This is a genomic window from Arthrobacter sp. Cza30 (assembly GCF_059090765.1).
Map to the genome: position 1 here is coordinate 671,623 of NZ_JBNHGA010000004.1, position 15,795 is coordinate 687,417.

General features: G+C 70.0%; 18 protein-coding genes, 1 tRNA gene and 1 other RNA gene. 10 read left to right on the forward strand and 10 right to left on the reverse strand.

Translation table 11 applies throughout. The features are described 5' to 3' along the window. Positions 1 to 17: 17 nt before the first annotated feature. Together AC5RVZ_RS16835 and AC5RVZ_RS16840 are read right to left on the reverse strand one after the other, a co-directional pair. Positions 18 to 1,217: a substrate-binding domain-containing protein gene (locus AC5RVZ_RS16835; protein WP_494066907.1), complete on the reverse strand. Its 1,200-nt coding sequence runs from the start codon at positions 1,215 to 1,217 to the stop codon at positions 18 to 20. 234 nt (positions 1,218 to 1,451) lie between these two features. Further along, a complete protein-coding gene (locus AC5RVZ_RS16840) occupies positions 1,452 to 1,823 on the reverse strand; it encodes a DUF4406 domain-containing protein (protein WP_494066908.1) in 372 nt (123 codons plus the stop codon). A 36-nt stretch (positions 1,824 to 1,859) separates the two neighbouring features. Between AC5RVZ_RS16840 and AC5RVZ_RS16845 the strand changes: the two genes are divergently transcribed. Continuing rightward, entirely contained in the window at positions 1,860 to 2,627 is a 768-nt protein-coding gene (locus AC5RVZ_RS16845) for a DeoR/GlpR family DNA-binding transcription regulator (protein ID WP_494066909.1), read from the forward strand. A gap of 62 nt (positions 2,628 to 2,689) precedes the next feature. Here AC5RVZ_RS16845 and AC5RVZ_RS16850 read toward each other — a convergent pair. Further along, positions 2,690 to 2,765, reverse strand: a tRNA-Lys gene (locus AC5RVZ_RS16850). A gap of 93 nt (positions 2,766 to 2,858) precedes the next feature. Here AC5RVZ_RS16850 and AC5RVZ_RS16855 point away from each other — a divergent pair. The 5 genes from AC5RVZ_RS16855 to AC5RVZ_RS16875 all read left to right on the forward strand — a co-directional run bounded on the left by AC5RVZ_RS16855 (position 2,859) and on the right by AC5RVZ_RS16875 (position 6,052). After that, on the forward strand, positions 2,859 to 3,686 hold the full coding sequence (locus AC5RVZ_RS16855) for an inositol monophosphatase family protein (protein WP_494066910.1): 828 nt from the start codon (positions 2,859 to 2,861) through the stop codon (positions 3,684 to 3,686). A gap of 38 nt (positions 3,687 to 3,724) precedes the next feature. Further along, the gene (locus AC5RVZ_RS16860; protein ID WP_494066911.1) at positions 3,725 to 4,306 is read left to right on the forward strand and encodes a DUF3558 domain-containing protein; all 582 of its coding nucleotides are present in this window, start codon (positions 3,725 to 3,727) and stop codon (positions 4,304 to 4,306) included. 32 nt (positions 4,307 to 4,338) lie between these two features. Next, positions 4,339 to 5,166: a zinc-ribbon domain-containing protein gene (locus AC5RVZ_RS16865; RefSeq protein WP_494066912.1), complete on the forward strand. Its 828-nt coding sequence runs from the start codon at positions 4,339 to 4,341 to the stop codon at positions 5,164 to 5,166. Positions 5,167 to 5,260: 94 nt separating this feature from the next. Next, positions 5,261 to 5,455: a hypothetical protein gene (locus tag AC5RVZ_RS16870; protein WP_494066913.1), complete on the forward strand. Its 195-nt coding sequence runs from the start codon at positions 5,261 to 5,263 to the stop codon at positions 5,453 to 5,455. A 57-nt stretch (positions 5,456 to 5,512) separates the two neighbouring features. Then, a complete protein-coding gene (locus AC5RVZ_RS16875; RefSeq protein ID WP_494066914.1) occupies positions 5,513 to 6,052 on the forward strand; it encodes a YaeQ family protein in 540 nt (179 codons plus the stop codon). 1 nt (position 6,053) lies between these two features. Here the strand turns inward: AC5RVZ_RS16875 and AC5RVZ_RS16880 are convergent, their stop codons facing one another. Continuing rightward, positions 6,054 to 6,479 (reverse strand): winged helix-turn-helix transcriptional regulator, encoded by a 426-nt coding sequence (locus AC5RVZ_RS16880; protein ID WP_494066915.1) that lies wholly within the window; start codon positions 6,477 to 6,479, stop codon positions 6,054 to 6,056. A gap of 62 nt (positions 6,480 to 6,541) precedes the next feature. Between AC5RVZ_RS16880 and AC5RVZ_RS16885 the strand changes: the two genes are divergently transcribed. Further along, complete coding sequence (locus AC5RVZ_RS16885) at positions 6,542 to 7,933, forward strand: MFS transporter (RefSeq protein WP_494066916.1); 1,392 nt, start codon at positions 6,542 to 6,544, stop codon at positions 7,931 to 7,933. A gap of 67 nt (positions 7,934 to 8,000) precedes the next feature. Here AC5RVZ_RS16885 and ssrA read toward each other — a convergent pair. Further along, positions 8,001 to 8,369: a transfer-messenger RNA gene (gene ssrA / locus AC5RVZ_RS16890) on the reverse strand. A gap of 162 nt (positions 8,370 to 8,531) precedes the next feature. On the opposite strand from ssrA, the gene AC5RVZ_RS16895 reads away from it, so the two are divergent. Further along, positions 8,532 to 9,203, forward strand: a complete 672-nt coding sequence (locus AC5RVZ_RS16895; RefSeq protein WP_494066917.1) for an SIMPL domain-containing protein — start codon at positions 8,532 to 8,534, stop codon at positions 9,201 to 9,203. Between the two features lie 3 nt (positions 9,204 to 9,206). Here the strand turns inward: AC5RVZ_RS16895 and smpB are convergent, their stop codons facing one another. The 4 genes from smpB to prfB form a co-directional block, all read right to left on the reverse strand. Beyond that, positions 9,207 to 9,683 (reverse strand): SsrA-binding protein SmpB, encoded by a 477-nt coding sequence (smpB, locus tag AC5RVZ_RS16900; protein WP_494066918.1) that lies wholly within the window; start codon positions 9,681 to 9,683, stop codon positions 9,207 to 9,209. Between the two features lie 87 nt (positions 9,684 to 9,770). Beyond that, positions 9,771 to 10,685 carry a permease-like cell division protein FtsX gene (ftsX, locus tag AC5RVZ_RS16905; RefSeq protein WP_494066919.1) on the reverse strand — a complete coding sequence of 305 codons (915 nt, stop codon included), beginning with the start codon at positions 10,683 to 10,685 and terminating at the stop codon, positions 9,771 to 9,773. Next, positions 10,682 to 11,926, reverse strand: coding sequence for a cell division ATP-binding protein FtsE (ftsE, locus tag AC5RVZ_RS16910; RefSeq protein ID WP_494066920.1), 1,245 nt, complete (start codon positions 11,924 to 11,926; stop codon positions 10,682 to 10,684). Before ftsE ends, ftsX begins: the two co-directional genes overlap by 4 nt. Before the next feature lie 65 nt (positions 11,927 to 11,991). Beyond that, positions 11,992 to 13,104: a peptide chain release factor 2 gene (gene prfB, locus AC5RVZ_RS16915; protein WP_494066921.1), complete on the reverse strand. Its 1,113-nt coding sequence runs from the start codon at positions 13,102 to 13,104 to the stop codon at positions 11,992 to 11,994. A gap of 25 nt (positions 13,105 to 13,129) precedes the next feature. Between prfB and AC5RVZ_RS16920 the strand changes: the two genes are divergently transcribed. Together AC5RVZ_RS16920 and AC5RVZ_RS16925 are read left to right on the forward strand one after the other, a co-directional pair. Beyond that, positions 13,130 to 14,419, forward strand: a complete 1,290-nt coding sequence (locus AC5RVZ_RS16920) for an MFS transporter (protein ID WP_494067004.1) — start codon at positions 13,130 to 13,132, stop codon at positions 14,417 to 14,419. Beyond that, positions 14,416 to 14,754 carry a hypothetical protein gene (locus AC5RVZ_RS16925; RefSeq protein WP_494066922.1) on the forward strand — a complete coding sequence of 113 codons (339 nt, stop codon included), beginning with the start codon at positions 14,416 to 14,418 and terminating at the stop codon, positions 14,752 to 14,754. The genes AC5RVZ_RS16920 and AC5RVZ_RS16925 overlap by 4 nt, the downstream gene beginning before the upstream one ends. A gap of 31 nt (positions 14,755 to 14,785) precedes the next feature. Here the strand turns inward: AC5RVZ_RS16925 and AC5RVZ_RS16930 are convergent, their stop codons facing one another. Then, complete coding sequence (locus tag AC5RVZ_RS16930; protein ID WP_494066923.1) at positions 14,786 to 15,610, reverse strand: serine protein kinase RIO; 825 nt, start codon at positions 15,608 to 15,610, stop codon at positions 14,786 to 14,788. Positions 15,611 to 15,795: the final 185 nt, after the last annotated feature.

Here is a 15,795-nt window from a genome sequence, read left to right on the forward strand (position 1 = left end):
TCGGCGGAAGCTCCGGTTCACTCGGTCTCGGCCGGCGCGACCGCGTCGGGTGCGACGGTGTCGACGAGCTCCGGCACGAACGTGCCGCCGTCGGCGACGAGGCGGACCTGGTACATCTCCTGCAGCAGGGCGTGGTCGCTCTCGCGCACCGTCATCGTTCCCTTGGGTCCCTCGAACTCGAAGCCCTCCAGCGCCGACACCATCGCATCGACGTCGCCCTTGCCCTCCCTGATCGCGTGGACGATCATGACCGCGGCGTTGAACCCGTCCGGGCTGAACAGGTCGGGCGTGCCCCCGGCCGCCTCGATCGCCTCCACCATCTCGGTGTTGATCTCGTTGTCGGGGGCGGCCGGGAAGTAGTGGTTCAGGAAGTTGATCTTCTCCGAGGCCTCGCCGTAGGCACCGAACGTCGCGGCGTCGCCGAGACCGGTCACCACGGGGATCTCGTCGAGCACGCCCTGCTGGCTCATCGCCTGCCACATCGCGCCGGACGTCGCCCCTGCCCACGCGACGAACACGAGGTCCGGAGCGCCCGCCAGCACCTGCTGCGCGAACGGCGTGAACTCGGTGACGTCCTCCGCGACCAGCACGGAGTTCACCGTGGCTCCCTGACCGCCCAGGATGGCCTCGACGGCGGCCACGTTGCCTTGACCGAACGCGTTGTCCTGCGCGAAGACGGTGACCGTCTTGCCCTCGATGTCGTCGAGGAACGTTCCCGCCGTGGCGACATCCTGTGCGCTCTGGCGGCCGGAGCGGAACGTGTAGTCGTTGATGCCGGTGATCGCGTCGGCGGCGGCGGGGCCGGAGATGTAGAGCACCTTGTTCTGCTCCGCCTGCTCGGCCAGGGCCAGCGCGACGCCCGAAGAGGCGGTGCCCGCGATGATGTTGACGCCCTCGCCGATGAGCTCCTTTGCGGCCGTCACCGCCTTGTCCGGGTCTCCCGCATCGTCGCGGTACTCCACGGCGATGGCGGTGCCGTCGACCTCGCCCGTCCCGTCGGTGGCGTAGTCCAGACCGACCTTGAAGGCGTCGAGGTACTGCTTGCCGTAGCCGGCCAGCGGGCCGGACTCGCTCGTGACCACCCCGACGGTGACCTCAGCCGGTCCCTCGCCCTCGGTGGACTCGCCGCCCGGTGTCGTCGTCGGCGCGCAGGCCGCCAGCGCGAGAGCGGCCGTGACGGCCACAGAGCCCAGGAGCAACTTCTTCGTAACCCGCATGTGCGTGCCTTTCGCCATTGGAAGGTGATGGGTGCCTCTCGGCAGACGGACCTGAGATCCGATTCAGGTATTCGCAATCTAGACACCGGGCAGCTCGCGGTCAAGTCGGCGCACGAGCCCCGTGAGCCCGCGGTACTCCGACCGCGATGCCGTCCCGCGCACGCGCAGTCGCTCCCGGACGACCCGGGAGCGACTGCACGTTCTTGCACGTTGTTCGGACGACGGCGACCGCGCTCAGGCGACCTGGAAGGACGGCACCTCGTCGATCGAGGTGTACACCGGGATGCCCCGCTCGCGCGCGAGGGCGACATCCTGGTCGGCGCCCCGCGACGCTCCCGGCAGGCGCAGCACCGCGTCGCAGTGCTGCAGCAGCCGCTCCGCAGTGGGATACATGACCCTCTCTGCGAAGGGGTCGAGCACGTCGTGCCCCGCGCTCTCGAGGACCGGCAGGGCCACCCACTCGCCGATCATCGGGATGTGCCCGCGCTCGAAGATCGGCCAGGCGGCCTCCTCGAGCCGCCGCAGGTTCGCCGCCATCCGATCGCGGTCGTCGTCGGTGCCGGACCGGTAGGGGCCGGCGATGAGAATCAACATCGGTTTCTGCATGGTTCTGCACGTTAGCACACGATGTATGCTCATGGTGTGCAAGAACAGGAACGGGCGCTGAGCGCCGAGCGGAAGGAAGCGCTGCTTGCGACGCTCACCCGGGAAGGAAAGGTCGTCGCCAAAGATGCCGCGCGCACGCTGGGCGTCTCGGAGGACACGATCCGTCGAGATCTGCGAGAGCTGGCCGCTGCGGGGCTGTGCCGGCGCGTCTACGGCGGCGCGCTCCCCCTGCCGGCTGCGCAGGCGACGTACGACGAGCGGACCACGCTGAACATCGACGGCAAGGCGCGCGTCGCCGCAGCCGCTGCCAGGCTGATCCAGCCGGGCATGACCTTCGTGCTCGACGGCGGCACGACGGCGCTTCGTGTCGCGCGTGCGCTGCCGGACGACCTCGTGGCCACGGTCGTCACGCACAGTCCGACGGTCGCCGTGGAGATTCTCGCGAAGCCCCGCATCGAAGCGGTGCTCATCGGAGGACGCATCCTCCGCCACTCCGTGGTGGCCTCGGGAGCCGCAGCCGTCGAGTCGGCCATGGGCATCAACGCCGATCTCTTCCTGATGGGCGTCACGGGGGTGAGCGCCGAGTTCGGCCTGACCACCGGCGACTACGACGAGGCCGTCGTCAAGCGCACCTTCGCCGAGCGCAGCGCCGAGACGTTCGTGCTGGCCAGTTCGGAGAAGATCGGGGCGGCCTCGCCGTTCCTCGTACTCCCGCTCGATGCCGTCGCCGGCGTCGTCACCGATGCCGACGACAGCCCGGTGCTGTCGTCGGTCGGCGAGCGTGCGCGCCTGATCCGCGCGTGACGGCTCGGACGCCGGTGACGGCGAAGGCCCCCTCGCACGGACGCGGAGGGGGCCTTCCCGGATGGTGCGCCCCCAGGGACTTGAACCCTGAACCCACTGATTAAGAGTCAGTTGCTCTGCCGATTGAGCTAGAGGCGCATGGTCTGCGACGAGGCGAACCGAGGGTCAACATTAGCATCACGATTGCTCCACCGGAAATCGAGCCCGCCCGCGGCGGTTATCCTGGAGCGCGTGACCTCCCCCGCCCCCGTGACGCCTTTCGACGCGCCGTTCGACGGGGATCTGCGGGACGACCTCGACTTCGCGCTCCGCTTGGCCGATGCGGCCGACGCGGCCTCCATGGCGCGCTTCGACGCGGCCGACCTGGACGTGCGCACCAAGGCCGACGCGACGCACGTCACCGAGGCGGACCTGGCGACCGAGCGCGCGATCCGCGCTCTGCTGGAGGTCGAGCGCCCGGGCGACGGCGTCTTCGGCGAGGAGTACGGCGTGACCGGCGACTCCCGCCGCCAGTGGATCATCGACCCGATCGACGGCACAGCGAACTACCTCAAGGGCATCCCGATGTGGACGACCCTGATCGCCCTGGCGATCGACGGCGTTCCCCGTGTCGGCGTCGCCAGTCAGCCGGCGATCGGCCGTCGCTGGTGGGCCGCGACCGGTCTGGGCGCATGGACTGACACACCGTCGGGCTCACCGCGCCGTCTCGCCGTCTCGGCGATCGACAGGATCGAGGACTCGAGCGTGAGCTTCCAGAGCATCGGGCAGTGGCGGGATGCCGGAAGACTCGACGCGCTCGAGCGACTCACCGCGGCGGTCTGGCGTGATCGCGGCTATGGCGACGCGTGGCCGTACATGCTTCTGGCCGAAGGGCGCCTCGAACTGGTGGCCGAATTCGATGTGAAGGAGTACGACATCGCCGCGCTCGTTCCGATCGTGACGGAGGCCGGCGGGCGCTTCACCTCGTTCGAGGGCCGAGACTCGCTGTCGGAGCGCTCCTCCCTGGCCACGAACAGGGTGCTGCATGACTCGTACCTTCGCCTGCTCCACTCCGCTTGACCTCCGTCTCCCTCCCCCGACCTTCCCGGAGTTCCCCGATGCCCGCTCTCCGCTTCCGCGCCGGCGCTGTCGCCTTCGTCATGCTGACGGCCGCGCTCCTGACCGCGTGCTCCGGGTCTCCGCAGGCCGAGCCGCAACACACCCAGGCGGCGCCGGCTCCCACGGCTCCTGAATCAGAGCCGACGCCGACGCCGACCGCGGAACCGGCGTCGACCGGCGATCCGACGTGCGAGACGCTCATCGGTCCTTCCGTCGTCGCCGACTTCGAGAGCCTCGGCTGGACATCGCAGGCGGAGCCCTTCTACATCGGCAGCCTCGAGGTCGTGGACGGGCTGCAGTGCGTGTGGGCGGACTTCGACGGACCCGCGGGCGACCACGGTCAGATGTTCGGATGGGCGCAGGTCTCGTCGGATGAAGCCGAGCCGGCGCAGGCCGAGCTGATCAGCCAGGGCTGGATCCGCGAGCAGGCCCCCGAGGGCGTGTACGTCACCGAGAGCCCCGACACCCGCATCGCGACGGACGACGACGGCTATGGCATGACCTACCTCTTCGGGGACGGGTGGGTGAAGCTGGCCGACACCAAGCAGGGCCTCCTGCTCATCGAGTGGCCGAAGCCCTGACCGTGTAGGTGGCCCGCGCTACGGTTCCGACCATGGCGGAACCGATACTCGCGTGGTGGGCGCGCCGCCAGTTCTCCAAGAGCGCCGACGTGCCCTATCCCGTGGGCGCCTATCGGGAGGCGTGGGCGTCCTACCCGGTCCTCATTCGGCAGTATCACCCCGACCTCAACGCCGGGATCGTGCTGAGCCAGATCCCGCCCGCCGCCGACGTGCTGTTGCTGTGGCAGTGCGATGCCGGCCACACGTTCGTCGCGACGCCCGCCGAACAGCGCGCACGACCCGCGCGAGGACGACGACGCTCCGATTGGTGCCCCGACTGCTCGGCCCTGGCGAAGCCGGCGGCCATGCGGAGCGGAGCGCTGCCACGCGCCAAACGCGTGACCTCGACTGTGGCGCTCCGCTCCCGGACGCCCGATCTCCCCGTCGGGGCATCGTTCGCGAGCGAGTGCGCGCCACGGCCGGCCTCGGCCGCCGAGGCCGCGCTGCGGGCGGCGCTGTTCGACCGCCTCTCGCTCACCACCGGCTGCAACGCCGTGCGGATCGCCCGCCCTTTCTTCGATCATCTGGAGGTCTGGCCCGACATCCTTCTGCCCGAGCTGCGCATCGCCGTGGAATACGACAGCACCGGCAGGCACGGTCTCGAACATGTCGGCAAGCGGGAAGAAGCGGATCGCCGGAAGGACCGCGCCCTGCGCGCCGCACGGTGGGAGGTGGTGCGCGTGCGCACGGGCAGGCTCGAGAAGCTGGGTCCGTACGATGTGCAGGCATCCGGGGTGAGTCGGCGGACCGTGGATCGGCTGATCGACGCCTTCCGCGACGTCCGCGGGCCCTTGCTGCTGGATGCCTACCTGCGGGCGTGACCGCCCCGAAGCATGCAACACGACGGGTCGGTTGTCAACGGCGCCGTCCGGTGACGGGCCGCATGGTGGCATGGAGCAGAGCGAAAGGAACTCCATGTCGCACGAAGCATTCCCCAACACCGGACCCGACTCGACGCACGCGGACTCGGGAGACCCGAACCGCGACCGCGCGGACCTGGCAGAGCAGGCGCCGACTCAGGCCGACGCCGAGACGATCCGCGAGCACACCGAGCAGCAGATCGCCGGCGAGGACGAGGCCGGCACCGACGCCGACGCCGCGCGCACCTGACGGGGGCGGATCAGCCGGTTCGTCGGTCCCGGACGGCGCCGCGTAGGCTCGGATCCCGTGGCAGCCGGTGCAACGATCCTCACCTTCGGGCTCCAGTTGGCCGACGTCGACCGGGGCGTCTACGAAGACGTGTCGCTCCGCGTCGCCCGGCATCCGTCCGAGACCGACGCGTTCCTGATCACCCGGGTGCTCGCGTACGCCCTCGAGTTCGAAGAGGGCATCGCCTTCAGCGAGGGCATCTCGACGACCGACGAGCCGGCCGTCCTCGTGCGCGATCGCACGGGGCGGATCACCGCGTGGATCGAGGTGGGCGCTCCGGATGCGTCACGTCTGCACCATGGCAGCATGCAGTCCGAGCGCGTCGCGGTGTACACCCATCGCGACCCGGCCAAGGTGGCGGCGCTGTGGTCCGGCAAGCGGATCCATCGCTCCGACGAGATCACGCTGCACAGCTTCGATCCGGGGTTCGTGGATGCGGCGACGAACGTGCTGGGGCGCCGCAACACCATGGTCCTGTCGATCACGGAGCGCCGGATCTACCTGGACCTGAACGGGCGCAGCCTGGAGTCGGCGATCGTCGACCATCCGGTTCCCTAGCTCACGACGCGACCGCGCCGTCATACCGCGCACGTGCCGCAGCGATGTCGGCCTGATGGGCTTCGGTCCACGACACCAGCGCGAGAACGGTCGTGTTGAGGCTGCGGCCGAGCTCGGTCAGCGAGTACTCCACGCGCGGCGGAACCACCGGATGCACCGTCCGTGACACCAGGCCGTCCCGCTCCAGCTGCCGGAGCGTCACTGTCAGCATGCGCTGGCTCACGCCGTCGACGAGTCGCAGCAGCTCGGTGAACCGCAGGGTGCCGTTCTCGAGCAGGGCCATCACCAGCAGCGACCACTTGTCGGCGATCCGGTCGAGGATCTGCCGCACTTCGCAGTCCTCGCGCGCGTCCCACTGGAAGGGATCGTTCAGCATGTCGGTGACCTGGCAGGAACCGAGGTACTCCGAAGTGCGTACTTCCGCCATGCCGCAATGATGACGCACGATGCTGCCACGCACAAGAAGTAACCCAGTTCCGGAGAAGCACCGTGCCCAGCACCGACACCGTCCCACTCTCGCCCGGCGTATCGCTACGTGGACGCGGCATCCTGCTGCTGATCACGCTCTGCGGCGCCGCTTTCCTCGAGGGCATCGACGTCGCGATGTTCAACGTCGCGCTCCCCGTCATCCGCGCCGATCTCGGATTGGGCACGACGCAGCTCCAGTGGATCCTGAGTGCGTACGTCATCGCGTACGGCGGGTTCATGATCCTCGGCGGCCGGCTCGGCGATCGGCTCGGCCGGCGGCGGGTCTTCCTCGTCGCTCTCGCGGTGTTCATCGCGTTCTCGCTGGCCGGCGGGGTCGCGGGAGAGGGCTGGATGCTGGTGCTCGCGCGCTTCGCCACGGGGGTCGCAGCGGCGTTCATGATGCCCGCCGGACTTGCCATCATCACGACGAGCTTCGCGGAGGGCGCCGCCCGCAATCGAGCTGTGCTGATCTACTCCGGAATCGGCGCCGCCGGCTTCTCGCTGGGCCTGGTGGCGGGTGGCCTGCTCACGGCGATCGGCTGGCGCTGGGTGTTCTTCGCACCGGTGGTGCTCGGCGCCGGGATCCTCGTGGGCGCGCTCGCGCTTCTTCCCCGCGATCCCGGGGACAGGACCGACGTCCCGGTGGATGCCGCCGGCGCAGTGTCGCTGACGGCGGGGATCGTCCTGACGGTCCTGGCTGTCGAGCAGGCGTCGCATGGTGCCGCCGCCGCGGTATGGGCCGCGGCGGGAGCGGTCGCCGCCCTGCTGATGTTCGGCCTGCGTCAGCGCCGGAGCCGCGCACCGCTGATTCCGACGACGTTCCTCCGCTCACGCGCGCTCCTGCGCGCCTACGTCGGCGCGGGCTCCCTCGCCGCGGGATTCATGGGCTTCCAGTTCATCGTGGTGCTGTACCTGCAGGAACTGCGAGGGTGGACCGCCCTGCAGGCGGCGCTCGCGATGGTGGTGCTCGCGATCGATGCCGTTCTCGCCCCGACGGTGACTCCCCGGCTCGTCGCCCGGTTCGGGACCTGGCCTGTGGCGGTGGGAGGGCTGGGGTTCGCCGCCCTCTCCTATCTGCTCTTCCTGCCTGTGGCGCCGGACTGGACGTACGCGCTCATGTTCCCGAGCTTCCTCGCGCTGGGTCTGGCGTTCACGCTCGCGTACGGGCCGCTGACCATTGCGGCGACGGACGGCGTGGCCGACGAGGATCAAGGGCTCACGAGCGGCATCCTCTACACGTTCTTCCAGTTCGGCGCGGCGCTGGGTCTGGGGGCGACGAGCGCGGCGCTGACGATCGCGGCCGCGCTCGAGCCGATCGATGCGTACCGCGCCGCGCTGCTCGTGCCGCTGGCGTTCGCCGTCCTGGGAATCATCGCGGCGCTCCTCTGGCAGCCGCGTCGGCGCGCGGACTGACGCGACGAAAGAAGAAGGGCCCGGCCGCGTCGATGACGCAGCCTGGGCCCTTCTCGGTGACAGCGGCTGGTGGAGATGGGGGGAATCGAACCCCCGTCCATCGCTGAGATACTGCGGCTTCTCCGGGCGCAGTCTGTGCAGACGTTCTGCTCGGCCCCGACTCTTGTCACAGACACCTGAGTCGACGGGCCCAGCCTGAAAGAGTCCCGCGCGGCGTTCAGGCACCGACGCGCAGCAAGATCCCTAGATGACGCCAGGAACCGTGTCGGGATCACCCACGGACTGACGGACTATCGGACTCGCTTAGGCAGCGAGGGCGAAGTCAGACTGCTGCTTATTGGCAGTTATTGGTTCGCAGGGAGCGTTCACGAGATAACCCTGCATCCTCGGCCCGCTTCACGCAGATTCGCAGGCGATGTCGAAACCGATCATCCCCGTGAGCCTTCGTGCGAAGGACCGCTGTCACACTGTGGAGTTGTCACAACTCGGCGCCGAAGCATCCGAGCACATCAGGATACAACGGATGCCGCGGGGTCGCCATTCCCGTCCTCGGGGCGGAATCCTCGTGCAGGTGGCCGGGGTGCGTAGAGTCGGCGTCATGAGCGATGTGGTCATCACCGTCCGAGGCGAGCACGAGGTGCGGATCCCGCCCGAGCGCGCGGTGGCGCACCTGACCATCCGGGCGGAGGATCGCGAGCGTGGGGCCGTCGTCGAACGCATGGCGGCCCTCGCCGAGCCCGTCCGCGAAGATCTCGCGTCGCGGGCCGAGGCCGGCACGGTGATCGAGTGGACGAGCCAGCGGGTCACGGTGTGGTCGGAGCGTCCGTGGAGCCCCGAGGGCCGGCGGCTCGCGCCGGTGCATCATGCGAGCGTCGACGTCACGGCGACCTTCTCCGACTTCGCCGTGCTGTCGTGGTGGGCGGGCGACGTCGCCGAGCGAGACGGGGTGCAGCTGACGGGAATCGACTGGCGACTGACGCCCGAGACGCGCGCCGCGGTGGAGCGGGACGTCGCGACGCAGGCGGTCGGCGTGGCGGTCACCCGGGCGACCGCGTACGCGGGAGCGCTGGGCCTCGCGGATGTGGCGCCTCTCGAGGTCGCCGATGTCGGACTTCTCCGTCATGACAGCGCCGAGGCATCCCCCACCCCGCGCATGCTCATGGCCCGAGCGTCCTTCGCGAGCGAGAGCGCCGATGCGCCGGCGGTGCAGCTGCAGCCGGAGGACATCGTCGTCGCCGCCGCCGTGGAGGCGCGGTTCACCGCGCGCTGAGCGCTACTCCCCCAGACGGTTGCGGGTGCGCATGGCGCGCTCGGCCTCGCGCTTGTCCTCGCGTTCGCGGATGGTCTGGCGCTTCTCGTACTCGCGCTTGCCCTTCGCCACCGCGATCTCGACCTTCGCGCGCCCGTCGGAGAAGTAGAGCTTCAGCGGCACGAGGGTGTACCCGCCCGCGGAGATCGCATGGGACAGCTTGACGATCTCCTCCTTGTGCAGCAGCAGCTTGCGGGTGCGCTTGGCGGAGTGGTTGGTCCAGTGGCCCTGCGCGTACTCGGGGATGTGCACGGCATCCAGGAACGCCTCGCCGCCGTCGATGTACGCATAGCCGTCGGTGAGATTCGCCCGACCCTCGCGCAGCGACTTCACCTCGGTGCCCGTGAGCACGAGACCTGCTTCGTAGGTCTTCTCGATGTTGTACTCGTGGCGCGCGCGACGATTGGTCGCGACGACCTTCTCACCGCGTTCCCGGGGCATGATCTCTCCTCGCTGGATGCCGCATCCGAGGCGGCAGCCTGTCAGTCTACCGCGGCGGGCGGACGGGGCGGGAACCGGGGGCGGATGCTACGCGCGCAGCCAGCGACGAATGGCGAATCCCGCCGACAGCGCGGCGAGGACGACGCCGACGAGGATCAGCACCGGCACGACGAGCCATGCCTCGCCCATGCCCACCCACGTCGTGACGAACTCGACGCGTGTCCGCAGGTATCCCGCTACGCCGAAGTGCACGCCGGCGAGCACGGCCCCGCTGGCCAGCAGCGATCCGATGAGCGCCGCGAACACGCCCTCGAGGATGAATGGCGTCTGGATGAACCGGTTGGACGCTCCGACGAGGCGCATGATGCCGAGCTCCCGCCGGCGCGCGTAGGCCGACAGGCGGATCGTGGTCGCGATCAGCAGCACGGCTGCGATCAGCATGAGTGCGGCGATGCCGACGGCGATGTAGGTCGCGATGGTGAGCGCGGAGAAGAGCGGCTCGAGGTACTGCAGCTGGTCCTGCACCTCCTCGACGCCGTCCGTTCCGGTGAACGCCTCGATGATCACGTCGGACTGGCGCTGATCGACGAGGTTGATCCAGTAGGTCTGGTTGAGCTGGTCGGGCGTGATGACGCTGGCGTAGTCCTCGCCGAGCAGCTCGATGACGTTCTGGTACGCCTCCTCGCTGTTCTCGAAGCGCACGTCGCGGATGAGCGGCGAGAGCGCGGGACCATCGAGCTTCTCCTGCACCGCGTCCAGCTGCTCCTGCGTCGCCACGCCGTTGGCGCACGTGGGCGACTGCGAGATGTCGGTGCACATGTAGATCGCCACCTGAGCGCGGTCGACCCAGAAGTCGCGCATGGTGCCGATCTGCATCTGCATGAGGATCGCGGCGCCGACGAACGTCAGCGAGACGAACGTGACGAGGACGACGGACACCACCATCGAGACGTTCCGGCGCAGTCCGGTGAACGCCTCCGACAGGATCAGTCCCAGCCTCACGAGGTCGGCCCCACTTCGTCGTCCCGATCCTTCTTGCCCAGACCCAGCCGGTCGGCGAGGCCCAGTTCGGCGACATCCAGCTCGAGCGCCTCGACGACCGGGATGGGGTTCGTCTGAGACGTCGGCGGCCGCGGTGCAGGCTCCGGCGGTCGCCCGGCGGACGTGCGGGCGGCGTCATGCGTCGGCTGAGCGGTCGGCGCCTGCTGCGGTGCGGAGACCGGGTCCGGAGACGACGGGCGGGAGCCCGTCGATGCGGCAGGTCGGGTGACGGGCCGAGCGGGAGCTGGCTGCGCGGACGCGGGGCGCGGGTCCTCTGTCTCGGTCTGCCGCGCGAGTGCCGCGGCGGACTCCGCGGCCGCCGCCTGCGTCGCCTCGGCCACCTGCTCCTGGATCTCGGACTCGGCGGCGATGCTCGCGGCCGAGACGGCGGCGTCGACCACTTCAGGCTCGACCGTCCCGGTCTCGACGATCTCGCGGTGCAGTTCGAGCACCGCGGTGAGGGCGGCGACGGCGGCGGCCCCACGCTCGGGCTCGGGTGCGAGGCTCGGGATGCTCGAGGTGTCGCCGTAGCCGCCGTGACGCTCGTCGCGGATCATCTCGCCGTGCCGCAGCTCGATCACGCGGCGCTGCATCTGGTCGACGAAGCCGGCCTCGTGCGTGGCCATGACGACCGTGGTGCCGTTGGCGTTGATGCGCGAAAGCAGCTGCATGATGTCGACCGAGGTCGCCGGGTCGAGGTTTCCCGTGGGCTCGTCGGCGAGCAGCACCTGGGGCCGATTCGCGAGCGCCCGCGCGATCGCGACGCGCTGCTGCTCACCGCCGGACAGCTCGTGCGGGAAGCGCTTCTCCTTGCCGGCGAGGCCCACGAGCGCGAGCACCTCCGGCACCGCCTGCTGGATGAAGGCGCGCGACGATCCGATCACCTGCAGCGTGAAGGCGACGTTCTGGAAGACGGTCTTGGTCGGCAGCAGCCGGAAGTCCTGGAACACCGCGCCGACGTGGCGGCGGAAGTACGGCACCTTCCGGTTCGACAGCGAGCGGAGGTCGCGCCCGAGCACGACGACGCGGCCCTCGCTGGGGGTCTCCTCCCGCAGGATGAGCCTCAGACACGAGGACTTCCCGGAACCCGAGGCCCCGACGAGGAAGACGAACTCCCCCCGTTGGACTTCGAAGTCGACATTGCTGAGGGCGGGTCTCGAAGTGCCGCGGAAGCGCTTCGTGACGTTCTCGAACCGGATCATGGCCTATCGAGCCTAAGCGGATGCCTCGTGGCCGGGTTCAGCGACACCCCGGCAGCGGCATCCGGTCAGTCGTCGTCGTCCTTGCGCTTGCGCCACCGGATGCCGGCGGCGATGAAGCCGTCGAGATCGCCGTCGAACACCGTCGCCGGGTTGCCGACCTCGTGACCGGTGCGGAGGTCCTTGACGAGCTGCTGGCCGTAGAGGAAGTACGAGCGCATCTGGTCGCCCCAGCTGGCGGTGATGGTGCCGGCGAGCTCCTTCTTCTTCGCCGCCTCCTCCTCGCGCTTGAGCAGGAGCAGGCGCGTCTGCAGGACCCGCATCGCCGCGGCGCGGTTCTGGATCTGCGACTTCTCGTTCTGCATCGACACGACGATGCCGGTGGGGATGTGCGTGATGCGCACGGCGGAGTCGGTCGTGTTGACCGACTGCCCGCCGGGGCCCGACGAGCGGAAGACGTCGACGCGGATGTCACCCTCGGGGATGTCGACTTCGACGGCCTCCTCCATGACGGGGATGACCTCGACGGCGGCGAAGCTCGTCTGCCGCTTGTCGGCGCCGCCGAAGGGGCTGATGCGCGCGAGACGGTGAGTGCCCGCCTCGACCGAGAGGGTGCCGTAGGCGTACGGCGCGTCGACCTCGAAGGTCGCGGACTTGATGCCCGCACCCTCGGCGTAGGAGGTGTCCATCACCTTGACGGGGTACTTGTGGCGCTCAGCCCAGCGAAGGTACATGCGCATGAGCATCTCGGCGAAGTCCGTGGCGTCGTCACCGCCGGCGCCGGAGCGGATCGTCACGACCGCCGCGCGGTCGTCGTACTCGCCGTCGAGGAGGGTCTGCACCTCGAGCTGGCCGACGATGTCTTCGAGCTCTGCGAGCTCGCGGCGGGCCTCCTCGGCGGAGTCCTCGTCGTCCATCTCGTTGGCGAGCTCGACGAGGACGTCGAGGTCGTCGAGCCGCTGCTCGATGTCGGTGATGCGCTTGAGCTCGGCCTGCCGGTGGCTGAGGGCGCTGGTGACCTTCTGCGCCTTCTCGACGTCGTCCCACAGATCGGGAGCGCCGGCCTCCTCGCTCAGCCGCGCGATCTCAGCGGTGAGCGCGTCGACATCGACGACGGCGCGGATGTCGTCGAAGGTGGAGCGAAGCGCCTGGATGTCGTCGGAGAGGTCGAGTTCGAGCATGACACTCCAGACTAACGTGGAAGCGATGTCCGATCGCTCCCCCACCGCCCGCGACGTGCTGTGGCGGTTCGGTCCGATGGTGTACGGCCCGACGGTGCTCTTCGCTCTCGGCGAGGGGGCGGTGATCCCCCTGATCCCTGTGATCGCCGCGCAGCTCGGGGCGGATGTCGCGACGGCGGCCCTCGTCGCCTCGGCGCTGGTCGTCGGACAGCTGTGCGGCAACATCCCGGCCGGGTGGGCGGTCGCCCGGATCGGCGAGCGGCTGACGATGTCGGTCGCCGGCACCGTGTCCCTCGCCGGGGTGGTGGTCCTCGCCGTCGCGCCGACGCTGCCGGTCTTCGCGATGGCGGTGTTCCTCATCGGGTTCTGCGCCGCCGCGTTCGGGCTCGCCCGGCACTCCTTCATGACCACGCGCGTGCCGCTGTCGTTCCGCGCACGCGCCCTGTCGCTGCTGGGCGGCACGTTCCGCCTCGGGATGTTCATCGGCCCGTTCGTCGCCGCGGGGCTCCTCGCGCTGTTCCAGGACGAGCACGCGACGATCTGGTTCTTCGCGGCATGCCTCGTCGCGACCGTGCTCCTCGTGCTCCTCGGCCCCGATCCCGAGCGGCGGTTCGCCCGGATCGACGGCCGCAACGCGACGGCGAGCATGGAGGACACCGGCGAGCCGGTCACCGGCTCCGTCCCCGCTGCCGGCCGCAGGAGCGGGCCGGGCACCGGGGTGTTCCGCACGATGGCCCGGCACCGCGACGTGCTGTCCCGGCTGGGACTGGCCGCGGCATCCCTCTCCGCCGTCCGCTCGGCACGGCAGGTCGTGCTGCCGCTGTGGGGTGTGTCGATCGGTCTGGACCCGCAGACGATCGCCCTCGTCGTCGGCGTCTCCGGCGCGATCGACTTCGCCCTCTTCTACGCCAGCGGCCAGGTCATGGACCGCTTCGGCCGGCTGTGGGCGGCGCTGCCGGCGATGCTGCTCATGGGAGCTGGATTCCTGGCCCTCGCCTTCACCCACGATCTCGATCAGTCCGCGATGTGGTTCGCGATGTTCGCCGCGGTGCTCGGCGTCGGCAACGGGCTGTCGAGCGGCATCCTGCTGACCCTCGGCGCCGACGTCGCACCGAAGGCAGATCCGGCGCCGTTCCTCGGCTCGTGGCGCACGTTGACCGATGCCGGCGGCGCCGCCGCCCCGCTCCTGGTGTCGGGCATCGCGGCGGTGTCGTCGCTCGCCGTCGCGACCGGCGTCATGGGCGGGATCGGGCTGCTCGGCGCCCTCGCATTCGTCCGCTGGGTGCCGCGCTTCGTACCGCGGAGCGAATCGTGAGCGGCGAGGCGGTGATGCGCTTCTGCCGCAGCCGCAGCGCCGGCCGCCGCTGCACGCGACCGCTCGACCATCCGGGGCTGCACCGCCACCGCACGATCATGTGGACGGATGCCTCAGCCGACGCCGCCCGCTGCTCGGGCTCCGGCGAGCCCGGCGAGCCCGCCGCGACGATGGCCGACGGCTACCCCGACGGACGTGCGCTGTGCGCGGCGTGCCTGCGGTTCGTCGAGCTCGACGCCGCCGGACGACTGCGCAAGCACGACACGTCCGCCGAGGCGGAGCCGGAGGGTGAGGCCCGGCGCCGCCAGGAGTGGTTCAACGTGCACGGCTGGTGAGGTGTCCCGCGTCCTGGCGGCCCGGACCGCCTCACCACATCATGGCGACGAGCTCGGCGAAAAGCTCTTCCGGATCGTTCTGCAGGCCACGGCGGGCGTACCAGGTCGACACGTTGACGACGTCGCGGTGGAAGAAGTCGAACCCCTGCGGGTTCGCCGCGACGTCGACGATCTGCGGCAGGTCGATCACGACGATCCGGCCGTGGTGGTCGAGCAGGTTGTACGGCGAGAGGTCGCCGTGGGCGAACCCGGCCGCCGCGAACGCGCGCAGGATGTCGATGACCTGCTCGTATGCGGCTCGCAGCTCGCCGCCGCGCAGCCGGCTCTGCGCGAGCCGGGGCGCCGCGACCCGCCTGTCGCCGATGAACTCCATCAGGACCGCGGTGTCGAGCACCTGCACCGGGTAGGGCACCGGCACGCCGGCCTCCCACGCGGTGCGCAGCGCGGCGAACTCGCTGGCCGCCCAATGCCCCGCGGCGACGGAGCGGCCGTACGACGACTTTCGCTGCAGCGCCCGGGTGTCGCGCGTGTTGCGCAGCGAACGGCCCTCTTCATAGCTGCCCGAGCGATGGAAGTCGCTGTGCCGCGAGTCACGGTAGCGCTTGGCCGCGAGCAGGCACCCGGTCGTGCCGGGCACGGCCCGCTCGATGAGGTGGAGGTCGGCCTCCTTGCCGGTCTTGACGATGCCGAGCTCGGTGTCGAACGCGCCGGCCGAGGTGACGAGCCAGGCCGGGTGCGGAAGCGGGCCCCGCTGCGTGGGAGGAGATGCCGGCCACGTGGACCAGCGTTGATCGGGCCCGGGTTCGAGCTCCCGCGCCGAGGGGTGGAACGATGCGTCGAAACGCAGTGATGACATGGGTGACGCTCCGAGAACAGGAGGTCGCCGCGAGTCAGAAGGTGCGGGCGACCTCGCGGGAAGGGGAACTGACGCGAGGCACGACGAAGACGGTCATCGCTTTTCCTCCTTCCGTTCGGGGTGCAGCGCACCGTGCGCCCCTCACTGTAGTGGAGGCGCGGCGTCGCCGCAGCTGTTCGCAGACA